At 72.8% G+C, this 17311-nt stretch carries 17 protein-coding genes; 3 read left to right on the plus strand and 14 right to left on the minus strand.

From position 1 onward, the window contains the following. Window positions 1-225: 225 nt before the first annotated feature. Together AC6CKD_RS32240 and AC6CKD_RS32245 are read right to left on the minus strand one after the other, a co-directional pair. Window positions 226-1314 carry a prephenate dehydrogenase gene (locus tag AC6CKD_RS32240; RefSeq protein ID WP_498332345.1) on the minus strand — a complete coding sequence of 363 codons (1089 nt, stop codon included), beginning with the start codon at window positions 1312-1314 and terminating at the stop codon, window positions 226-228. 144 nt (window positions 1315-1458) lie between these two features. Next, the gene (locus AC6CKD_RS32245; protein ID WP_498332347.1) at window positions 1459-1908 is read right to left on the minus strand and encodes a YidB family protein; all 450 of its coding nucleotides are present in this window, start codon (window positions 1906-1908) and stop codon (window positions 1459-1461) included. 136 nt (window positions 1909-2044) lie between these two features. Here AC6CKD_RS32245 and AC6CKD_RS32250 point away from each other — a divergent pair, with 136 nt between their 5' ends. The 3 genes from AC6CKD_RS32250 to AC6CKD_RS32260 all read left to right on the plus strand — a co-directional run bounded on the left by AC6CKD_RS32250 (window position 2045) and on the right by AC6CKD_RS32260 (window position 3679). Next, complete coding sequence (locus AC6CKD_RS32250; RefSeq protein ID WP_498332348.1) at window positions 2045-2386, plus strand: DUF952 domain-containing protein; 342 nt, start codon at window positions 2045-2047, stop codon at window positions 2384-2386. 83 nt (window positions 2387-2469) lie between these two features. Further along, entirely contained in the window at window positions 2470-2940 is a 471-nt protein-coding gene (locus AC6CKD_RS32255) for a Rieske (2Fe-2S) protein (protein ID WP_498332350.1), read from the plus strand. 28 nt (window positions 2941-2968) lie between these two features. Further along, complete coding sequence (locus AC6CKD_RS32260; protein ID WP_498332352.1) at window positions 2969-3679, plus strand: nucleotidyltransferase domain-containing protein; 711 nt, start codon at window positions 2969-2971, stop codon at window positions 3677-3679. Here AC6CKD_RS32260 and AC6CKD_RS32265 read toward each other — a convergent pair. The 12 genes from AC6CKD_RS32265 to AC6CKD_RS32320 all read right to left on the minus strand — a co-directional run bounded on the left by AC6CKD_RS32265 (window position 3676) and on the right by AC6CKD_RS32320 (window position 16923). Beyond that, complete coding sequence (locus AC6CKD_RS32265; protein WP_498332354.1) at window positions 3676-4425, minus strand: nucleotidyltransferase domain-containing protein; 750 nt, start codon at window positions 4423-4425, stop codon at window positions 3676-3678. The two genes, AC6CKD_RS32260 and AC6CKD_RS32265, sit on opposite strands and share 4 nt — an antisense overlap. Window positions 4426-4438: 13 nt before the next feature. Beyond that, a complete protein-coding gene (locus AC6CKD_RS32270; RefSeq protein ID WP_498332355.1) occupies window positions 4439-5461 on the minus strand; it encodes an ADP-ribosylglycohydrolase family protein in 1023 nt (340 codons plus the stop codon). Next, window positions 5458-6159: an NUDIX hydrolase gene (locus tag AC6CKD_RS32275; RefSeq protein WP_498332356.1), complete on the minus strand. Its 702-nt coding sequence runs from the start codon at window positions 6157-6159 to the stop codon at window positions 5458-5460. The genes AC6CKD_RS32270 and AC6CKD_RS32275 overlap by 4 nt, the downstream gene beginning before the upstream one ends. 109 nt (window positions 6160-6268) lie before the next feature. Next, window positions 6269-7378 (minus strand): AAA family ATPase, encoded by a 1110-nt coding sequence (locus tag AC6CKD_RS32280; protein WP_498332357.1) that lies wholly within the window; start codon window positions 7376-7378, stop codon window positions 6269-6271. Further along, the gene (gene pnuC, locus AC6CKD_RS32285; RefSeq protein WP_498332358.1) at window positions 7375-7983 is read right to left on the minus strand and encodes a nicotinamide riboside transporter PnuC; all 609 of its coding nucleotides are present in this window, start codon (window positions 7981-7983) and stop codon (window positions 7375-7377) included. Before pnuC ends, AC6CKD_RS32280 begins: the two co-directional genes overlap by 4 nt. Window positions 7984-8109: 126 nt before the next feature. Continuing rightward, on the minus strand, window positions 8110-9732 hold the full coding sequence (locus AC6CKD_RS32290) for a pseudouridine synthase (protein WP_498332359.1): 1623 nt from the start codon (window positions 9730-9732) through the stop codon (window positions 8110-8112). After that, on the minus strand, window positions 9732-10364 hold the full coding sequence (gene scpB, locus AC6CKD_RS32295; RefSeq protein ID WP_478690127.1) for an SMC-Scp complex subunit ScpB: 633 nt from the start codon (window positions 10362-10364) through the stop codon (window positions 9732-9734). The genes AC6CKD_RS32290 and scpB overlap by 1 nt, the downstream gene beginning before the upstream one ends. Continuing rightward, window positions 10361-11467, minus strand: a complete 1107-nt coding sequence (locus tag AC6CKD_RS32300) for a segregation and condensation protein A (RefSeq protein ID WP_498332360.1) — start codon at window positions 11465-11467, stop codon at window positions 10361-10363. The genes scpB and AC6CKD_RS32300 overlap by 4 nt, the downstream gene beginning before the upstream one ends. A gap of 234 nt (window positions 11468-11701) precedes the next feature. Next, complete coding sequence (locus AC6CKD_RS32305; protein WP_478690125.1) at window positions 11702-12193, minus strand: hypothetical protein; 492 nt, start codon at window positions 12191-12193, stop codon at window positions 11702-11704. Then, window positions 12178-13215: a ParA family protein gene (locus AC6CKD_RS32310; RefSeq protein WP_266958946.1), complete on the minus strand. Its 1038-nt coding sequence runs from the start codon at window positions 13213-13215 to the stop codon at window positions 12178-12180. Before AC6CKD_RS32310 ends, AC6CKD_RS32305 begins: the two co-directional genes overlap by 16 nt. A gap of 448 nt (window positions 13216-13663) precedes the next feature. After that, window positions 13664-14779: an alanine dehydrogenase gene (gene ald / locus AC6CKD_RS32315; protein ID WP_498332361.1), complete on the minus strand. Its 1116-nt coding sequence runs from the start codon at window positions 14777-14779 to the stop codon at window positions 13664-13666. Window positions 14780-14931: 152 nt separating this feature from the next. Then, the gene (locus AC6CKD_RS32320; RefSeq protein WP_498332362.1) at window positions 14932-16923 is read right to left on the minus strand and encodes an AAA family ATPase; all 1992 of its coding nucleotides are present in this window, start codon (window positions 16921-16923) and stop codon (window positions 14932-14934) included. Window positions 16924-17311 lie beyond the last annotated feature (388 nt).

The raw sequence follows: 17311 nt of genomic DNA on the forward strand, positions 1-17311 counted from the left end.
CCTGGTTGCTCGTACGTGTCCGGGCGCGCAAATAGCGCCCCTCCTCCAGGTTACCGGGCTTTTCACCGCCGCCCGCCGGGGCGTCGGCGGGCGGGCCCGAGGCGGGTGCGGGGGCGGGCCGGAGGCAGGCGAGAGGCGGGGCACGGGGGCAGGGAAGGGGAAGGGCAAGGCGCAGGCCGGACCCCACGGGGACGCGGGGGTCCGGCCTGATCCGGAAGGGACGCCCTACGGCTGGCGCAGCGCCCAGCCGCGTTCGCGCAGCTCGGCCTGGAGGCCGGCCACCGCCCGGGGTTCGACCATGAGCTGGACCAGGCCCGCCTGCTGCCCCGTCGCGTGCTCGATCCGCACGTCCTCGATGTTGACCCCGGCCCGGCCGGCGTCGACGAAGATCCGGGCGAGCTCGCCCGGCTGGTCGGAGATGAGGACGGCCACCGTCTCGTAGACCGTCGGCGCGGCACCGTGCTTGCCCGGGACCCGGACCCGCCCCGCGTTGCCGCGGCGCAGTACGTCCTCGATGCCGGCCGCCCCGTCCCGGCGCTTGTCCTCGTCGGCCGATTGCAGGCCCCGCAGGGCTTCCACGGTCTCCTGCAGGTCGGCGGCGATCCCGGAGAGCACGTCCGCCACGGGTCCCGGGTTGGCCGAGAGGATGTCCACCCACATCCGCGGGTCGGAGGCGGCGATCCGGGTCACGTCGCGGATGCCCTGTCCGCACAGCCGCACCGCGGTCTCGTCGGCCTCCTCCAGCCGGGCCGCGACCATGCTGGAGACGAGCTGCGGGGTGTGGGAGACGAGCGCGACGGCCCGGTCGTGCGCGTCGGCGTCCATGACCACCGGGACGGCCCGGCACAGCGCCACGAGCTCCAGCGCCAGGTTCAGCACCTCGTGGTCGGTCTCCCGGGTCGGCGTGAGCACCCAGGGCCGGCCCTCGAAGAGGTCGGCGGAGGCGGCGAGGGGTCCGGACTGCTCCTTGCCCGCCATCGGGTGGGTTCCGATGTACGCCTTCGTGTCCACGCCCAGCGCGTCCAGTTCCCGGCGCGGTCCGCCCTTGACGCTGGCCACGTCCACGTAGGCGCGGGCCAGGTCCCGGCCTATGGCGTCGGCGAGGGCGGCGGCCACGTGGGCGGGCGGTACGGCGATCACCGCGAGGTCGGCCTTGCCCTCGTAGGGCTCCTCCGTGCCGGCGCCCAGCGCGGCGGCCGTACGGGCCTGCCCCGGGTCGCGGTCGGACAGGTGGACGGCGATGCCGCGGGCGGCCAGGGCGAGCGCCGCGGAGGTGCCGATCAGTCCGGTTCCGATGACGACGGCGGTTCTCACGGGGTGCTCTCCAGGTGTACAGGGGGGTGTGACGGCGGTGCCTGCCTCAGGGTAGCCAGCGGGAACCGCGCGAGGGCCCGGCGTCCCGTCCGCTGGGACGGGACGCCGGGCCCTCGGGACCGTCCCCGGAAGGACCGGGGTCGCTCAGAGGCGCTGCTGCTTGATGATGTCCTCCAGCGAGCCGCTCGGGACCGACCCGTCGGGGGTCAGCTTGTCCACGGCCTGCGGGAGCGCCTGCGCGATCTGGTCGGCGGCGGCCTCCGGGGTGACGCCGGCCTGCTCGGCGACCTTGGCCAGGGTCTCGTCCGGCAGGGCCTTGGCGATCTCCGGGCCGCTGACCGGCTGGTTCTCGCCGGTGCCGACCCAGGACTGGGCCTGGTCGACCAGACCCGACTTGGTCAGCATGTCCAGCAGCCCACCGAGCGGGTTGCTCCCCGCGCCTCCGGTCGCCTGGGCGCTGCCGCCGCCGGCGCCGCCCATGAGCGCGCCGAGGAGGGAGCCGAGGATGTTGCCGCCGCCACCGCCGCCGCCCTGTCCGCCGCTGCCGCCGCCGAGAAGGCCGCCGAGAAGGGAGCCGAGGTCGTTGCCCGCCATGGTGATGCCTTTCGAAGAGGGACCGGGCACGCGGACATCGGCGTACCCGGCTTCGAGATACCGACAATGTCACCCAACTCGGGCACGTCTGCCACCTGGCGCAGAGCGGCGCCCCGACTGCGGTAGAACGATCGGCATGATCTTCCACCTCGTACCGCTCGCCGACTGGACCGCCGATCCCGCGCGTCCGTACGGCCCGCCCTCCCTCGACTCCGAGGGTTTCGTGCACTGTTCGGCGGACGCGGAGACGGCGCTGGCGATCGCCGCCTCGCACTACGGCGGCGTACCGGGGGCCCTGCTCGCCGTGGAGCTCGACGAGCGCGCCCTCACCTCCGAGGTCCGCCGGGAGGGTGAACCGGGCATCCGCTACCCGCACGTCCACGGACCGCTGAACCGGGACGCCGTGGTGCGCGTGTGGGAGGTCGTACGGGCCCCCGGCGGGGCGGGGCACCTGGTTCCCTGGCCGCCGGAGGGCTGAGCCAAGGCGTGGCGGGGTGTTGCTGTGGCCCGTCACACGCCAGGATGCCTCTCGTCATCCCGGCGATCACCCGAGGAGAAGTCATGAGCGACCCCACCCGCGCCGCCCGGCGCACGGTACTCGCGGCCGGCGCGAGCGTCCTGGCAGGCGGCGTGCTGACCGCCTGCGGCGGAGCCGACGAGACCAAGCCGGCGTCCGAGGGCGGCAGCGCCCCCACGGCGGCGGACTCCGCGTCCGCGTCGTCCTCCACTCCGCCCGGCAACACCAAGGCCCTGCTCAAGTCCTCGGAGGTGCCGGTCGGCGGCGGCACGGTCCTCAAGGACGAGAAGCTGGTCGTCACCCAGCCGACGGCGGGCTCCTTCCGCTGCTTCACGGCGGTCTGCCCCCACCAGGGCTGCCTCGTGAACAAGGTGGAGGGCGGCACCATCGACTGCCCGTGCCACGGCAGCAAGTTCAAGGTCGCGGACGGCGCCGTGGCCAAGGGCCCGGCCACCCAGCCGCTGGCGGAGAAGAAGATCACCGTCTCCCCGGCGGGCGAAATCTCGCTCGCCTAGTCCGGCGCCGCCGCACTAGCCTCGCGGGATGAACGAGGACACGCCCGCCCCCGAGCCGATCGAACTCACCCTGGTCAGGGACCACACGGTGTACTCGTGCGTGATCGGTTCGAGGGCGTTCGGCCTGGCGACGGAGGCGAGCGACACCGACCGGCGCGGTGTCTACCTCGCCCCGACGCCGCTGTTCTGGCGCTTCGAGAAGCCGCCGACACACGTGGACGGGCCGCGGGACGAGGAGTTCTCGTGGGAGCTGGAGCGCTTCTGCGAACTCGCGCTGCGCGCCAACCCGAACATCCTGGAGGTCCTCCACTCCCCCCTGGTGGAGGACCTCACCCCGGTCGGCGACGAACTGCTCTCGCTCCGCGAGGCGTTCCTCTCCCGCCGGGCCCACACCACCTTCAGCCGGTACGCCGTCGCCCAGCGCGGCAAACTCCTCGGTGACCTCCGCAACCACGGCTCCCCGCGCTGGAAGCACGCCATGCACCTGCTGCGCCTGCTCCTGTCCTGCCGCGACCTGCTGCGCACGGGCCGCCTGGTGATCGACGCGACCCCCTACCGCGACCGCCTCCTCGCGGTCCGCCGCGGCGAGCTCACCTGGGAGGAGGTCGACGCCTGGATGACCCTCCTGACGGAGGAGACCGAAGCCGCCCTCGCGAAGACCCCCCTCCCCGAGAACCCGGACCTCCTCCGAGTAGAGGACTTCCTCCTGCGCACCCGCCGGGCGTCGGCGACGGCCTAGCGCACCCGCCGCCGTACGACGAACTCGTCGAGCGCGTCGAACGCGTCCGCGCGCTCCGGCAGCCGCGTGGCCCCCCGCGCCGTCTCCAGCACACCCCGCAGCGCCTCGAAGTCCGCTTCCACCCGGGCCGCATCGACCCCGACTGCCGCCCCGTGCTCCGCTTCGGCCTTGGCCTCGATCAGCCCGGCCAGATGGCCGGGCGCCTCGGGAACCTCGTCGAGCAGCGTGGGCAGGTGCGCCTGCACCCGCGCCGAGCGCATGAGGTGGATACCGGTGAGCAGCGCCCGGAACGCGTAGAGCAGCGGCTTCAGTTCCGCCGACTTCCCGAAGAGCCGCCACTGCGTGTTCGCGAAGCCCCGGTAGTGGTGCGCATGGTGGGAGGTCAGGACCCCCGGGGCCAGTGACACCAGTTCCTCGTGGGCCGCAGTCGTGTGCACCACCAGCGGGGACAGCAGCTGCTCCAGGACGTAGCCGTTGCGGTTCAGCATCAGCCGGACGAACTTGCGCAGGTCGTGGGTGACCAGGTCCATCTCGGTGCCGTCCCGGAACCACATCCGGCTGCGCGTCTCCTCGGGGTCGCGGAGCGAGAGCAGCTCCGCCGCCGGAAGCAGGTGCGCTCCGCGCAGGTCGACGTCGGAGTCCTTGGAGGGGAATCCGTACAGGTGGGCGCCCGAGACCGTCGCGAAGAGCAGTGGGTGCGGCTGCTCCGCGACGACGGCGGTCAGGTCTGTATCCATGGCGTTCATCACGTCGAGCACCTCACGCGTCCCAGAGGGCGCCGAAGGAGAGGAGTTCGGCGCGGTACTCGATGCGGCCCTCCCACTCGCGGGGCCAGGCGTCGGCGCCGAGGTGGGCGCCCGCGAAGGCGCCGGCCAGGCAGGCGATGGAGTCGGAGTCGCCCCGCGTGCAGGCCGCGCGGCGCAGGGCCAGGAGGGGTTCCTCCGGGAAGAGCAGGAAGCACTGGAGGGCGGTGGCCAGGGCCTCTTCGGCGATCCAGCCGTCGCCCGTCGTGAGGCAGGGGTCGGTTTCCGGGGACGGGGTGCGCAGGGCGGCCGTGAGGCGGTCCAGGACCGCCAGGCACTCGTCCCAGCCGCGCGCCATGAAGGATGCGGCCGAGGGGTCGCTGGCCGTCCGCGTCCAGAGGTCGCCGAGCCAGCGCTCGTGGTAGCGGGTGCGGTTCTCCAGGGCGTACGAGCGCAGTTGCCCGACCAGACCGGTCACCTCCGTGCCCTGTGCCAGCAGGAACACCGCCCGCGCCGTGAGGTCGGAGGCGGCCAGTGCCGTCGGGTGGCCGTGGGTGAGGGCCGACTGGAGCTGGGCCGCGCCGGCCCGCTCCTCCTCCGTCCAGCCCGGCACCAGCCCTACGGGAGCCACCCGCATGTTCGCTCCGCAGCCCTTGGAGCCGAGCTGGCTGGCGTCGCGCCAGTCCCGCTCGGGCAGGTTCAGGAGGCTGCAGGCCTTCAGGCAGGTGTTGCCCGGGGCCCGGTTGTTCTCCGGGGAGTGGTACCAGTCGACGAACTCCTCCCGGACCGGCCGCGCCAGCCGCGGCGGGTCCACCCGGCCCTGTTCCCCGGCGGTCCGCATGCCCCGGGCGAGGGCCAGCGTCATCTGGGTGTCGTCCGTCACGATCGCCGGCCGGGGCAGGTCCATCTGCCGCCACGGGCCGGTCTTCGCCAGGATCCCGGGGACGTCGTTGAACTCCGTCGGGAAGCCGAGGGCGTCTCCCAGGGCCAGGCCGATCAGGGCGCCCGTGGCGGCCCGCTTCGTCTTCGTCGTCGTCATCGTGTGTGTCCTTCCGAGGGGCGCAGCAGGGGCGGGTGCAGGGTGTTGGCGGGGCCGGGACGGTAGAGCGCGGCCGGTTTGCCGCGGCCGCCGGTGAGCCGGGCGGCTCCCGGCACGGCTTCGACGAAGCCGGGGGTGGCCAGGACCTTGCGGCGGAAGTTGGGGCGGTCCAGGGCGGTGTCCCAGACGGTCTCGTAGACGGCCTGGAGCTCGCCGAGGGTGAACTCGGGCGGGCAGAAGGCGGTGGCCAGGCAGCTGTACTCCAGCTTCGAGCCCACGCGGGAACGGGCGTCCGCGAGGATCTCCGCGTGGTCGAAGGCCAGTCCGAAGGCCGGCGCGCAGGCCTCCCCCACCGGCACCCAGCGGGCGCGGTCCGCGTCTCCGCCGCCGCCGGCCGCCGGTTCCGGCAGATCGGGGACGAGGGCGGTGAAAGCCACCGAGACCACCCGCATGCGGGGGTCCCGGTCCGGTTCGCTGTAGGTGCGCAACTGGTCCAGGTGGAGGGCCGCGATCACTTCCGCCGACAGCCCGGTCTCCTCGGCCAGTTCGCGCCGGGCCGCCGTCTCCGCGGACTCCCTGGGCAGCAGGAAGCCGCCGGGCAGCGCCCAGGCCCCCGCGTACGGTTCCTGCCCGCGCCGGATCAGCAGCACGTGCAGGGTGCCGCCGCGCACGGTGAAGACGGCGAGGTCGACCGTCACCGCGAAGGGTGCGAAGGCCTGCGGGTCGTACCCGTGCCCGGCTCGGGGTCCAGGTCCGGGATCAGGTCCAGATCCGGGTCCAGGTCCGGGTCCAGGTCCAGGTCCGATGTCACTCATCAGCTCCGCTCCCCGTCCGTTCAGCCACCCGCTCCGGCAGCGGATCCGCGAACTGCCAGGCCTCCGCCAGGAGTCCGTCGACGGCCGCCACCGCCGCGGCCAGCCGTGCCTCGCGGTCCCCGCGGACCACCAGGAAGCGCTTCCCGGTCCGCTCCAGCTCCTCCAGGAACCGCCCGGTCATCCACGGCCGGAGCTCCGCTCCGTCGCGCAGCCCGTCGTCCTCGAAGGGCACGTCCGCGTGGTCGGTGAGCAGGTACAGGTCCCGCCGCGTCCCGGCGGCGATCCGCTCGACCTCCGCACTGCGCGCGCCGGTGTACCGCTCGTGCCAGATCCCGGTGGCGAAGGAGTCCGTATCGCAGAAGAGCACCGGCGATCCCAGCCGGGCCGCCCGCTCCTCCTCCGCGTCCTGGCGCCGCGCGATCACCGGGAACTCCGCCGAGGTGAAGACCACCTCGGCCCAGGTCGCCGCCGGGTCCGCCGCGCGCGCCGCCGCCAGCCGCTCCTCGCTGTACCGCCGGCCGTACTCCGCGACCCAGCCCGTCTTCGCCCACACCCCGCCGCGCCCGCGCCAGTGCTCGGCCAGGGCCCGCGACAGCGTGGTGGTTCCGGTGGACTCGGCGCCGAGTACGACGATCCGCCGGGTCAGGGCGGCCCGTACGGCGGGTCCCAGGAACTCCCAGTTCCCGACGGGGTCGGCCCGTACGGCCGTGCCGGACACCGGGAACAGGGTGCGGTCCCGGTCCACGCAGACCTCCTCGGCCCCGAACCGCCGCGCGAGTTCGGTCCCGTAGGCCTCCGAGGTGAAGACGGCGTCGACCGGTCGGCCCACCGCGGCCCGGAAGATCGCCATGTGGGCCTCCCAGACGGCCGGGTCGTGGAGGTCGACCGGGATGTCGTCGACCGCGCCGACCACCTCGGCACCCGGGTGCGCCTCGCGCATCCAGGCGACCCGGTCGGCGAGCGGTACGGACTCCACCGAGGCCGCGCAGACCAGAACGGTCAGCCGCTCGCACTGGTCCTGCGCGGTGCGCACCAGGTGGTGGTGGCCGGCGTGCGGCGGGTAGAACTTGCCGAGGACGAGGCCGTGGGCGTAGCGCCTCATGCCGTCACCCGCCGTACCGCGCGGGCGCCTTCCACCGGGAGCGCCCGGCGCCAGCCGAGCAGTCCCACCACGCACAGGGCGAGGAAGCCGACGTAGAGCAGGGCGGTCAGGTACAGCCCCTTGTGGGCGTACAGCGGGATGTACACGAGGTCGGCGGCGATCCACAGCCACCAGGACTCGACGAGCTTGCGGCACTGGCCGTACGTGGCCATGAGCGAGAGCCCCGTCGTCAGCGCGTCCCAGAACGGGACGGTGGAGTCGGTGGCCCGGCTCAGCAGGAGCGTCAGGCCGAGCACCCCCACCGCCCCCGCCGCGGCCAGCACGGCCCATTCGGCGGCCCTGGTCCGGCGCACCGGCAGGGCCGTGGTGGTGCCAGGTCCACCCCCGTGGGTCCAGGACCACCAGCCGTACGCGGCGAGGGCGATGAAGACGATCTGCAGGCCGGCGTCGGCGTAGAGGCCGGCCTGGGCGAACAGCACGATGAAGAAGACGTTGTTGGCGATGCCGATCGGCCAGTTGGCGATGTGCTGCCGGGCGACCAGCCAGACGCACACGGCCCCCGTCGCGAACCCGAGGATCTCGGTCCAGCTCGTCTGCCATCCCATGACGCCCCCCCTCTCTCTCTTTATAGTCAGGTTGACTATAAACAGGGTCCGGGGGTGGGCACAACCAAAAAACCCGCGGCGCCCGAAGGCACCGCGGGTTCCGGAGGCCCCGAGGGGGCCGAGGTCCTACAGACCGACCTCGCGCATGAGCATGCCGACCTCGGTGTTGGTCAGGCGGCGCAGCCAGCCGGACTTCTGGTCGCCGAGCTCGATCGGGCCGAAGGAGGTCCGCACGAGCTTCTCGACCGGGAAGCCGGCCTCCGCCAGCATGCGGCGGACGATGTGCTTGCGGCCCTCGTGGAGGGTCACCTCGACCAGGTAGTTCTTGCCGAGCTGGTCGACGACGCGGAAGTGGTCGGCGCGGGCGTACCCGTCCTCCAGCTCGATGCCGTCCTTGAGGCGCTTGCCGATGTCGCGCGGCAGCGGGCCGGTGATGGCGGCGACGTAGGTCTTCTTCACGCCGTACTTCGGGTGCGTGAGGCGGTGGGCCAGCTCACCGTGGTTGGTGAGCAGGATGATGCCCTCGGTCTCGGTGTCGAGCCGGCCGACGTGGAAGAGACGCGTCTCACGGTTGGTGACGTAGTCGCCGAGGCACTGGCGGCCGTCCGGGTCCTCCATGGTGGAGACGACGCCGGCCGGCTTGTTCAGCGCGAAGAACAGGTGCGACTGGGTGGCGACGGTCAGGCCGTCCACCTTGATCTCGTCCGAGGGCTTCACGCGCTTGCCCTGCTCCAGGACGATCTCGCCGTTGACCTCGACGCGCGCCTGCTCGATGAGCTCCTCGCACGCACGGCGCGAACCCATGCCGGCCCGGGCGAGCACCTTCTGCAGACGCTCACCCTCCTCCTCGGCACCCGGGAAGGTCTTCGGGGTCTTGATCACGGGCTTGTCGGCGTACCGGTCGCGCACGCGCTCCTCGATCCGCGCCTCCAGCTCGCGCGGCTTGGACTGGCCGCTGCGGCTGCCGGGGCCGATGCGCGGGCCGCCGGCGCCGCCGATGCCCGGGGTGCGGGAGACCTTCGGGCCGCCCTTGGCGCCACCGCGGGCCGCTGCGCCGCGCGCACCGCCACCGCGGTTTCCGTCGGCCGCGCCGCGGGCACCGCCGCCGCCGGCCTTGGCACCGCCGCGGCCGTTGCGCTCGCCCTCGGGGCCCACGTCGTAGCGACGCTCCTCGGGGCGGGGGTTGCGGATGCGGGGGGCCTGCTCGCGGTCGCGGTCGGAGCCGCCGCCCTGGTAGCCGCCGGAGGAGCCGCCACCCTGGTAACCGCCCGAGGAGCCGCCACCCTGGTAGCCGCCGCCCGAGGAGCCGCCGCGGGAGCCACCGCCCTGGTAACCGCCACCGGAGGAGCCGCCACGGGAACCGCCACCCTGGTAGCCGCCACCCGAGGAGCCGCCGCCCTGGTAACCACCACCGGAGGAGCTGCCGCCGCGGGAGCCACCGCCCGAGCTGCCGCCACCCTGGTAGCCGCCGCCGGAGGAGCCACCACGGGAGCCGCCGCCCGAGCTGCCGCCACCCTGGTAGCCGCCGCCCGAGGAGCCGCCGCGGGAGCCGCCGCCCTGGTAACCGCCACCGGAGGAGCTGCCGCCGCGGGAGCCACCGCCCGAGCCGCTGCCGCCGCCGGAGCCGCCACCGCGGTAGCCACCACCGCCGCCGCTGGAGGAGCCGCCGCGGGGGGAGCTACCACGCCCGCCGCCACCGCCGCCGCTGTTCCTGTTGCCGCCACCGTTGCCGTTGCCGCTGCTTCGCATCAAAGTTCCGTCGTCTTGTCGTCTTCATCGGTATCCGGAGAGTCCGGATCGAACGACGGAACACCCTCTTGCGTCTCGGCTTCGATCGCGTCCGCCTCGGGGAGGAAGGGCGCGAGCTCCGGGAGCTCGTCCAGGCCGCGCAGGCCCATCCGCTCCAGAAAGTAGTTCGTCGTCCTGTACAGGATCGCACCTGTTTCGGGTTCCGTCCCCGCCTCCTCCACCAGACCCCGCTGGAGGAGGGTGCGCATGACCCCGTCGCAGTTGACTCCGCGCACCGCCGAGACCCGCGACCGGCTGACCGGCTGGCGGTACGCGACGACGGCCATCGTCTCCAGCGCCGCCTGGGTGAGACGGGCCTGCTGGCCGTCCAGGACGAAGGCCTCCACCGCCGGGGCGTAGTCCGCCCGGCTGTAGAACCTCCAGCCCCCGGCGACGAGCCGCAATTCGAATCCGCGGCCCTGGACCTCGTACTCGTCCACCAGCTCGCGCAGCGCCTCCGCGACCTCGCGGGGGCTCCGCTCCAGCACCTTGGCCAGGTGCGCCTCGGTCGCCGGCTCGTCCACGACCATGAGGACGGCCTCCAGGGCCGGCTTCAGCGCCAGCCCGGCGACCGTCGTCGGCTCCGCGCTCATTCCTTGACCTCCACGATCCGATCGAACTCGTCCGTCACCGTCGGCATGCCGTCCCCGTCCCCGCCGCTCCAGCGCACCGTGAGCGTCTTCAGGGCCTCCTCTTGGTCCAGGACCACCGCCTTCTCCCGGTAGAGCTCCAGGAGGGCCAGGAAGCGCGCCACGACGGTCAGGGTGTCGGCGGCGTCCTCCGTGAGCTCCTGGAAGGTGGCCTCGCCGCGCGCCTTGAGCAGCGCCACGACCAGGCCGGCCTGCTCCCGGACGCTCACGAGCGGTGCGTGGATGTGGTCCACGTACACCTGGGGCTTCGCCCGGGGCTGCATCGCCTTGACCGCGAGCCGCGCCAGCCCTTCGCCGCCGATGCCGATGACCACCTCGGGGAGCAGTTCCGCGAGGTGCGGCTCCAGCCCGACGGTGCGCGGGTAGCGCCTGGCCTCGGTGTCGGCCCGCTCCTGGAAGATCTCGGCGATCCGTTTGTACGCCCGGTACTGCAGCAGCCGCGCGAACAGCAGGTCCCGCGCCTCCAGCAGGGCGAGGTCCGCCTCGTCCTCGACCTCGGCGACGGGCAGCAGCCGGGCCGCCTTCAGGTCGAGCAGGGTGGCGGCGACGACGAGGAACTCGGTCGTCTGGTCGAGGTCCCAGTCGGGGCCCATCGCACGGATGTGCGCCATGAACTCGTTGGTGACCTCCGACAGCGCGACCTCGGTGACGTCGAGCTTGTGCCGGGAGATCAACTGCAGCAGGAGGTCGAAGGGCCCTTCGAAGTTCACGAGCCGCACGGTGAACCGCCCGTCGCCCGCGCCCTCGGCACTGCCGGGGCTTTCCGGGGTAGCGGCCCCCTGCGCCCCACCGGGGCCCTGAGGCGCCGGCTGAGCCGCTACCGCCTCCTGGACGCCGCCGGGCCCCTGCCGGGCCGCTACGGGCCCCTCGGCCCCGCCAGGGGCCTCTGGGGCCGGTACGGGCGCGGCAGGGGGTCCGGGGGTCTCCCCCCGGCTTCGAGAAGGGGCGGGATCGGGGAACTCCTCCTCCTCCGCCGGCACGGAGGCACCCGTGCCGCGGCCCAGCGAGCGGCGGGGCGGGAGGCCGGGTTCGGCGGGTGGGGGCATCGCGATCCAGGGTGGTACGGAGGGAGCGGCCGGTCGGGCCGGGGCCCGGGGGCCAGGCCCAAGACTCCCATGCGCCGCCGCCCCAGAGGATCGGGGACCCGCGCGCCGGGGCCCGGAACCGGACACCGGCGGAACCGGGACGGTGGCCCGCGGCCGGCGGAACCCTCCGGACAGCTCCCGGACGCCGGCGGAACCGGCCGGACGACAGGCGCCGGCGGAACCGCCCCGGAGGGGTCAGCGACCCCTGAGGCGGCGGACCAGGATGCTCGCGTCGCCGCGGGACTCCAGGTCCGCCAGGACCACCGCGACGGCCTCGCGGACGATCCGGCCGCGGTCGACGGCGAGGCCGTGCTCCCCGCGCAGCACCAGCCGCGCGTGCTCCAGGTCCATGAGCTCCTCCGCGGAGACGTAGACCGTGATCTTCTCGTCGTGCCGCTCGCGCCCGCTGGGCCGCCGGTTCGCGCCCCGGCCCTGCCCCTTGCCCCGACCGGGGGTGGGGGCGGGGACGGCGTTACCGGAACCTTCCTGCGGCCGACGCTGCTGGCCGACGCCCGGCTCCGTACCGGCCTCAGCCTCCCGGCTGCGGCCCTCTCCCGCCGTGCCCTCCGCGGCCGAAGCCGCGTGCTCCACGCCCCGCGCCGAGTTCGGCGAGGAGGAGGTCAGCGCCATCCCCCCGGTCGTACGGAACAGTTCGTCGGCTCCGGGCAGACTCACTCGGCGGGACACCGGGCGAGCACCTCCCTGGCCAGCTGGCGATAGGCGGCGGCGCCGACGGAGTTGGAGGCGTACGTGGTGATCGGCTCGCCGGCGACCGTGGTCTCCGGGAACCGCACCGTCCGGCCGATGACCGTGTGGTAGACGTGGTCGTCGAAGGCCTCGACGACGCGCGCCAGCACCTCGCGGCTGTGCACCGTACGGGAGTCGTACATCGTGGCGAGGATGCCGTCGAGCTCCAGCTCCGGGTTGAGCCGCTCCTGCACCTTCTCGATGGTCTCGGTCAGCAGCGCCACACCGCGCAGCGCGAAGAACTCGCACTCCAGCGGCACGATGACCTTGTGAGCCGCCGTCAGGGCGTTCACGGTCAGCAGACCGAGCGAGGGCTGACAGTCGATCACGATGTAGTCGTAGTCGGGCAGCAGGGGCTTCAGGGCCCGCTGCAGCGTCGACTCGCGGGCGACCTCGCTGACCAACTGCACTTCGGCGGCGGACAGGTCGATGTTGCTCGGCAGCAGGTCCATGTTGGGGACCGCCGTCTTGAGCAGCACCTCGTCGGCCGACATGCCCCGCTCCATGAGCAGGTTGTAGACCGTCAGGTCGAGTTCCATCGGGTTGACCCCGAGGCCCACCGACAGCGCCCCCTGCGGGTCGAAGTCGACGAGCAGCACCCGGCGCCCGTACTCCGCGAGCGCCGCACCCAGGTTGATGGTCGACGTGGTCTTGCCCACGCCGCCCTTCTGGTTGCACATCGCGATGATCGTCGCCGGACCGTGGTCGGTCAGCGGACCCGGGATCGGGAAGTACGGCAGCGGTCGTCCGGTCGGGCCGATCCGCTCACGGCGCTGGCGGGCAGCGTCGGGAGCGAGAGTGGCCGCGTACTCGGGGTCGGGCTCGTACTCCGCGTCGGGGTCGTAGAAATGCCCCTCGGGCACCTGTTCGTAGTCGGCGAAACCCACGGGCTTGTCGCCGCTCAGGTCGCCGGCCCTGGAGTTCACGTCTAGGCCGTCCATGCTCTTTTGGGGCGTCGTCATGTGCTGGTGGTTTGCGAAGGTGCGGACCGCTACGGATCCCACGGCTTCGATTCCGGCAGGACCCTGGCCCCGCGCAGGCCCTCCTGCTCGACCACCTCCAGGAGCAAATGTCGACTCATTCACAAGTCGTCTTACCTCCTCGGACGTGACCAGGACACTTATCGATAGGTCAGCGTGGACCATGCCGACGGTTGGCGACTCTATGGCGTGTCACCACTCAGCGGCAACACAATCCGCCGGACCCACCGCGATGTGTCGGCAACCGAACACCACTCTGTCAAGGGCGTACGAGCTGTCGCCGGGAAGTTTCGCGGGTGTGCGAAAGGGTTAAAGGGTTACGTTCGAGGCGAGTTGAGCGGCCCCGCGGACGGCCCTGGGAACGCCTCCGGCCGGACCTCGCGAGCAAGGTCCGGCCGGATACGTGAGATTGACGTCAGTCGTTGACGACTCAGCCGAGCAGCGTGCTCAGCTCGAGGGTCTCGAGGCCGTGCGCGTCGGCGACCGGACCGTAAACGACCTGGCCGTCATGGGTGTTGAGGCCCAGCGCGAGCGCCGGGTCACGACGCAGCGCCTCGACCCAGCCGAGGTTCGCGAGCTGCACGATGTAGGGCAGCGTGGCGTTGGTCAGCGCGTACGTGGAGGTGTTCGGCACCGCGCCCGGCATGTTGGCGACGCAGTAGAAGACCGAGTTGTGGACCTGGAAGGTCGGCTCGGCGTGGGTGGTCGGACGGGAGTCCTCGAAGCAGCCGCCCTGGTCGATCGCAATGTCGACAAGGACACTTCCGGGCTTCATCTTGGCGACGAGCTCGTTGGTGACCAGCTTCGGGGCCTTCGCACCCGGGATCAGCACCGCGCCGATGACGAGGTCGGCCTCGATGACGGCCTTCTCCAGCTCGTAGGCGTTGGAGACGATCGTCTTGATCTTCGTGCCGAAGATCTTGTCGGCCTCGCGGAGCTTGTTGATGTCGCGGTCCAGCAGGGTCACGTGGAAGCCCATGCCGACGGCGATCTGCACGGCGTTCCAGCCGGAGACGCCGCCGCCGATGACCACGCACTCGCCGGCGTGGGTGCCGGGGACGCCGCCGGGGAGCACGCCGCGGCCGCCGACCGAGCGCATCAGGTGGTAGGCGCCGACCTGCGGGGCCAGACGGCCCGCGACCTCGGACATCGGGGCGAGCAGCGGCAGGGCGCGGTTGGCCTGCTCGACCGTCTCGTAGGCGATGGCGGTGGTGCCGGACTCCAGCAGGGCGTCCGTGCACTCGCGGGAGGCCGCGAGGTGCAGGTAGGTGAAGAGGGTCTGGTCCTTGCGGAGGCGGTGGTACTCCTCCGCGATGGGCTCCTTGACCTTCAGCAGCAGGTCCGCGGTCGCCCAGACCTCGTCGGCGGTGCCCAGGATCTCGGCACCGGCGGACACGTACTCCGCGTCCGTGATCGAGGAGCCCACACCGGCGTTCTGCTCGATGAAGACCTGGTGGCCGTTACGGACCAGCTCATGCACGCCGGCGGGCGTGATGGCGACCCGGAACTCGTTGTTCTTGACCTCGCGGGGGATGCCGACCTTCATCGTGGCTCACGGTCCTTGGCTCAGGGGATGTTTCGGGGTACTTCCATACAAACCCGTTTACAAGAACACGCAACGGGATGCCCCAGGGGATGGCCTGGTGAACCCAGTCTAATGAAGGACGAGCCGCTGTCTAGCCTTGCAAAGTAATAATCTCAGTCGGAACCACTACGGATTTCGCAGGCCGCCGGGTCGTCCCCCAGCAATCTGTCGGCCGCGGACCTGTGCAGCCTGGCGGCAGCGGGATCCCCGAGCCGGTCGAGCGTGTCGGCCAGCCGCACCTGCAGCGCGGCCTGAAGCCGCAGGTCCCCCGCCTTCCGCGCGAGCTCCACCGCCTCCCGGCAGGTGTGCAGCGACTCCTCGGGCCGCCCCGCGTACTCCTGGATCCGCGCCATCTCGCTCAACGCCTTTGCCTGGCCCGGGACATCGGCCAGCTTCCGGTAGCCGGCCGAGGCCGCCCGCCAGCTCCGCAGCGCGTCCCCGTACCGGCCCGCGTACGTGTGCACGTTCCCCAGCCGCCCGTACAGCCGCGCCTCGTCCGCGCGCTCCCCCCGCGCGAGGGCGTGGGACAGGGCCCGGCCGAACCAGTCGGAGGCCCGGTGCCAGTCGCCCAGCTCCTGGTGCGCACCGCCTACGGATTCCATCGCGCGGCCCGACGCGTACGGGTCCTTCGCCGCCTTTCCCGCGTCCAGCGCGGCCCGGTACCGGTCCAGCGCCTCCCGGGTACGGCCGGTCTCGGCGTCCAGATCGGCCAGGTTCAGCAGCGCGGCGGCCTGTTCCCGGTGCAGATCGCGCCGCTCGGCCACGTCCAGCACCAGCCGGTGCAGCCCGTACAGCTCGGGCGCGGCCCCGGCGGTGCCCCGGTGCTCGGTCAGGGCCCGCGCGAGGGCCGCCACGAACCTGCGCGCCAGGGTGTCCAGCTCCCCGTCGGCCACGGCCAGCGAGGCGGCGGCCAGCAGCGCGGGCAGCCGGCTGTCCAGCCAGGTCTTCGCCGCCCGCCGGTCGGCGAAGCGCAGCGCGCGCGGCACCCCGTCGAGCTTCTCCGGCAAGCCGACGGCGCCGCCGAGTCCGTCGTGCCCGTCCGCATCCGGCTCCGCCATGGCCCGGCACGAGAGCAACAGCCGTACGGTGCGCTCCAGCATCCGGGCCCGCGCGAGCTGGACCTCGGCGGGCCGCTCCTTGGCTTCCAGCAGGGCCTGGAGCAGCGGCGCGAGGCAACCGGGCAGCACGTACAGCCCGTCGTGGGCCGGCCTCAGCAGGCCCAGCGCGGTGAAGTCCTCCAGGGTCGACTGCGCGGCGGCCACCGAGCAGCCGGCCAGGGCGGAGGCGACGTGCGAGTCGACGAGGCCCGCAGGGGCAAGCGGAAGCAGCCGCAGGGTCCGCTGGGCGGGCTGCGGGAGGGATTCGTAGACGAGCCTGAAGGCCTTGGCGAGCGGACCGCCGACACCGGCGGGCATGTCGTGCAGCTGCTTGCCCACGTCCGCCACGGAAGCCTTGGGGCGCGCCGCGAGCCAGCCGCCCGCCAGGGCGAGCGCGGCGGGCTGGCCGCCGCACTCCTCTGCCAGGGCTTCGGCCGCGCGCGGGTCGTTGGCGACGCGGATGTCGCCGATGCGCTGGACGAGCATGCGGACGGCCGAGGGGGTGTCTAGGCCGCCGAGGGTGCAGGGGCGGACATCCGGAATCCCGGTCAGGGGGCCCTCCGCGGTGACGACGACCAGGCACTCGGGGGTGTCCGGCAGCAGGGCGTCGACCTGGTGCGGATCGGAGGCGTCGTCGACGAGGAGGACCATGCGGCGGCCGACCAGGGCCGTGCGCAGGGCGGAACTCAGATCGTCCTCGGCGGCGCCGGGCGGGGTGGGCTGCCCGAGCCCCTCCAGGAGGGTGCGGACGGCACGCTCGGTGGCCACGCTCTCGCCGGTGGGGGCCGTGAGGCGGACCTTCAGCACCCCGTCGGGATAGTCGTCGGCGATCTCGCGCACCAGCGCTTCGGCGAGAGCGGTCCGGCCGGAGCCCGGGCGTCCGGCGACGAGGAGCACCCGCGCCCGTGGTGACTTGGCCTTGCGGCCGGAGAGGGTGTCGAGCCCGGTTCGCGCGATGTCCTCGCGGAGCTCCTTGAGCTCACGCCGCCGCCCGACGAAATCCGTCACGGATCCGCTCCTCTCGCTGCCTTCGGATTGCGAGCGTAGTTCACGCAGAGCGACGGACAGGGTGGAGCGCGGCGGACAAATCGCCCGATCGGATCAGCGGATGGGCACATTTTCTCCTTCTGGACGGACTCCGCCCGTCGGCGGCCGGGCTGCCCTGCGGGGCGAAGTCCCCTACCCGCCCTTCCACCGTTCCCAGGGCCAGCCCTGACCCGGCCCTCAGACGCCGGACTGCTGGAAAAGCGCCGGCGGGGCTGGAGGCGGCGGGCCGGGGACGGGGGCGGGGTGGGGTGTCGGCCGGGACGTAAAGCGTGATTTGTGGCGCAGAAGAAGCCCGCGCCCTGTCGAACGCAAGGCACAGGGCGCCTAAATCATGCAGTCCAGGCCGACA

This window comes from Streptomyces sp. GQ60 (assembly GCF_059758875.1).

Coding starts and splice junctions, on each gene's coding strand:
- AC6CKD_RS32280 (WP_498332357.1), bottom strand. CDS start 7,378: ATGAGGCGCTACGCCCACGGCCTCGTCCTCGGCAAGTTCTACCCGCCG.
- AC6CKD_RS32255 (WP_498332350.1), top strand. CDS start 2,470: ATGAGCGACCCCACCCGCGCCGCCCGGCGCACGGTACTCGCGGCCGGC.
- AC6CKD_RS32300 (WP_498332360.1), bottom strand. CDS start 11,467: ATGCCCCCACCCGCCGAACCCGGCCTCCCGCCCCGCCGCTCGCTGGGC.
- AC6CKD_RS32250 (WP_498332348.1), top strand. CDS start 2,045: ATGATCTTCCACCTCGTACCGCTCGCCGACTGGACCGCCGATCCCGCG.
- AC6CKD_RS32265 (WP_498332354.1), bottom strand. CDS start 4,425: ATGAACGCCATGGATACAGACCTGACCGCCGTCGTCGCGGAGCAGCCG.
- AC6CKD_RS32270 (WP_498332355.1), bottom strand. CDS start 5,461: ATGACGACGACGAAGACGAAGCGGGCCGCCACGGGCGCCCTGATCGGC.
- AC6CKD_RS32245 (WP_498332347.1), bottom strand. CDS start 1,908: ATGGCGGGCAACGACCTCGGCTCCCTTCTCGGCGGCCTTCTCGGCGGC.
- ald (WP_498332361.1), bottom strand. CDS start 14,779: ATGAAGGTCGGCATCCCCCGCGAGGTCAAGAACAACGAGTTCCGGGTC.
- AC6CKD_RS32310 (WP_266958946.1), bottom strand. CDS start 13,215: ATGACGACGCCCCAAAAGAGCATGGACGGCCTAGACGTGAACTCCAGG.
- AC6CKD_RS32260 (WP_498332352.1), top strand. CDS start 2,969: ATGAACGAGGACACGCCCGCCCCCGAGCCGATCGAACTCACCCTGGTC.
- AC6CKD_RS32290 (WP_498332359.1), bottom strand. CDS start 9,732: ATGCGAAGCAGCGGCAACGGCAACGGTGGCGGCAACAGGAACAGCGGC.
- pnuC (WP_498332358.1), bottom strand. CDS start 7,983: ATGGGATGGCAGACGAGCTGGACCGAGATCCTCGGGTTCGCGACGGGG.
- scpB (WP_478690127.1), bottom strand. CDS start 10,364: ATGAGCGCGGAGCCGACGACGGTCGCCGGGCTGGCGCTGAAGCCGGCC.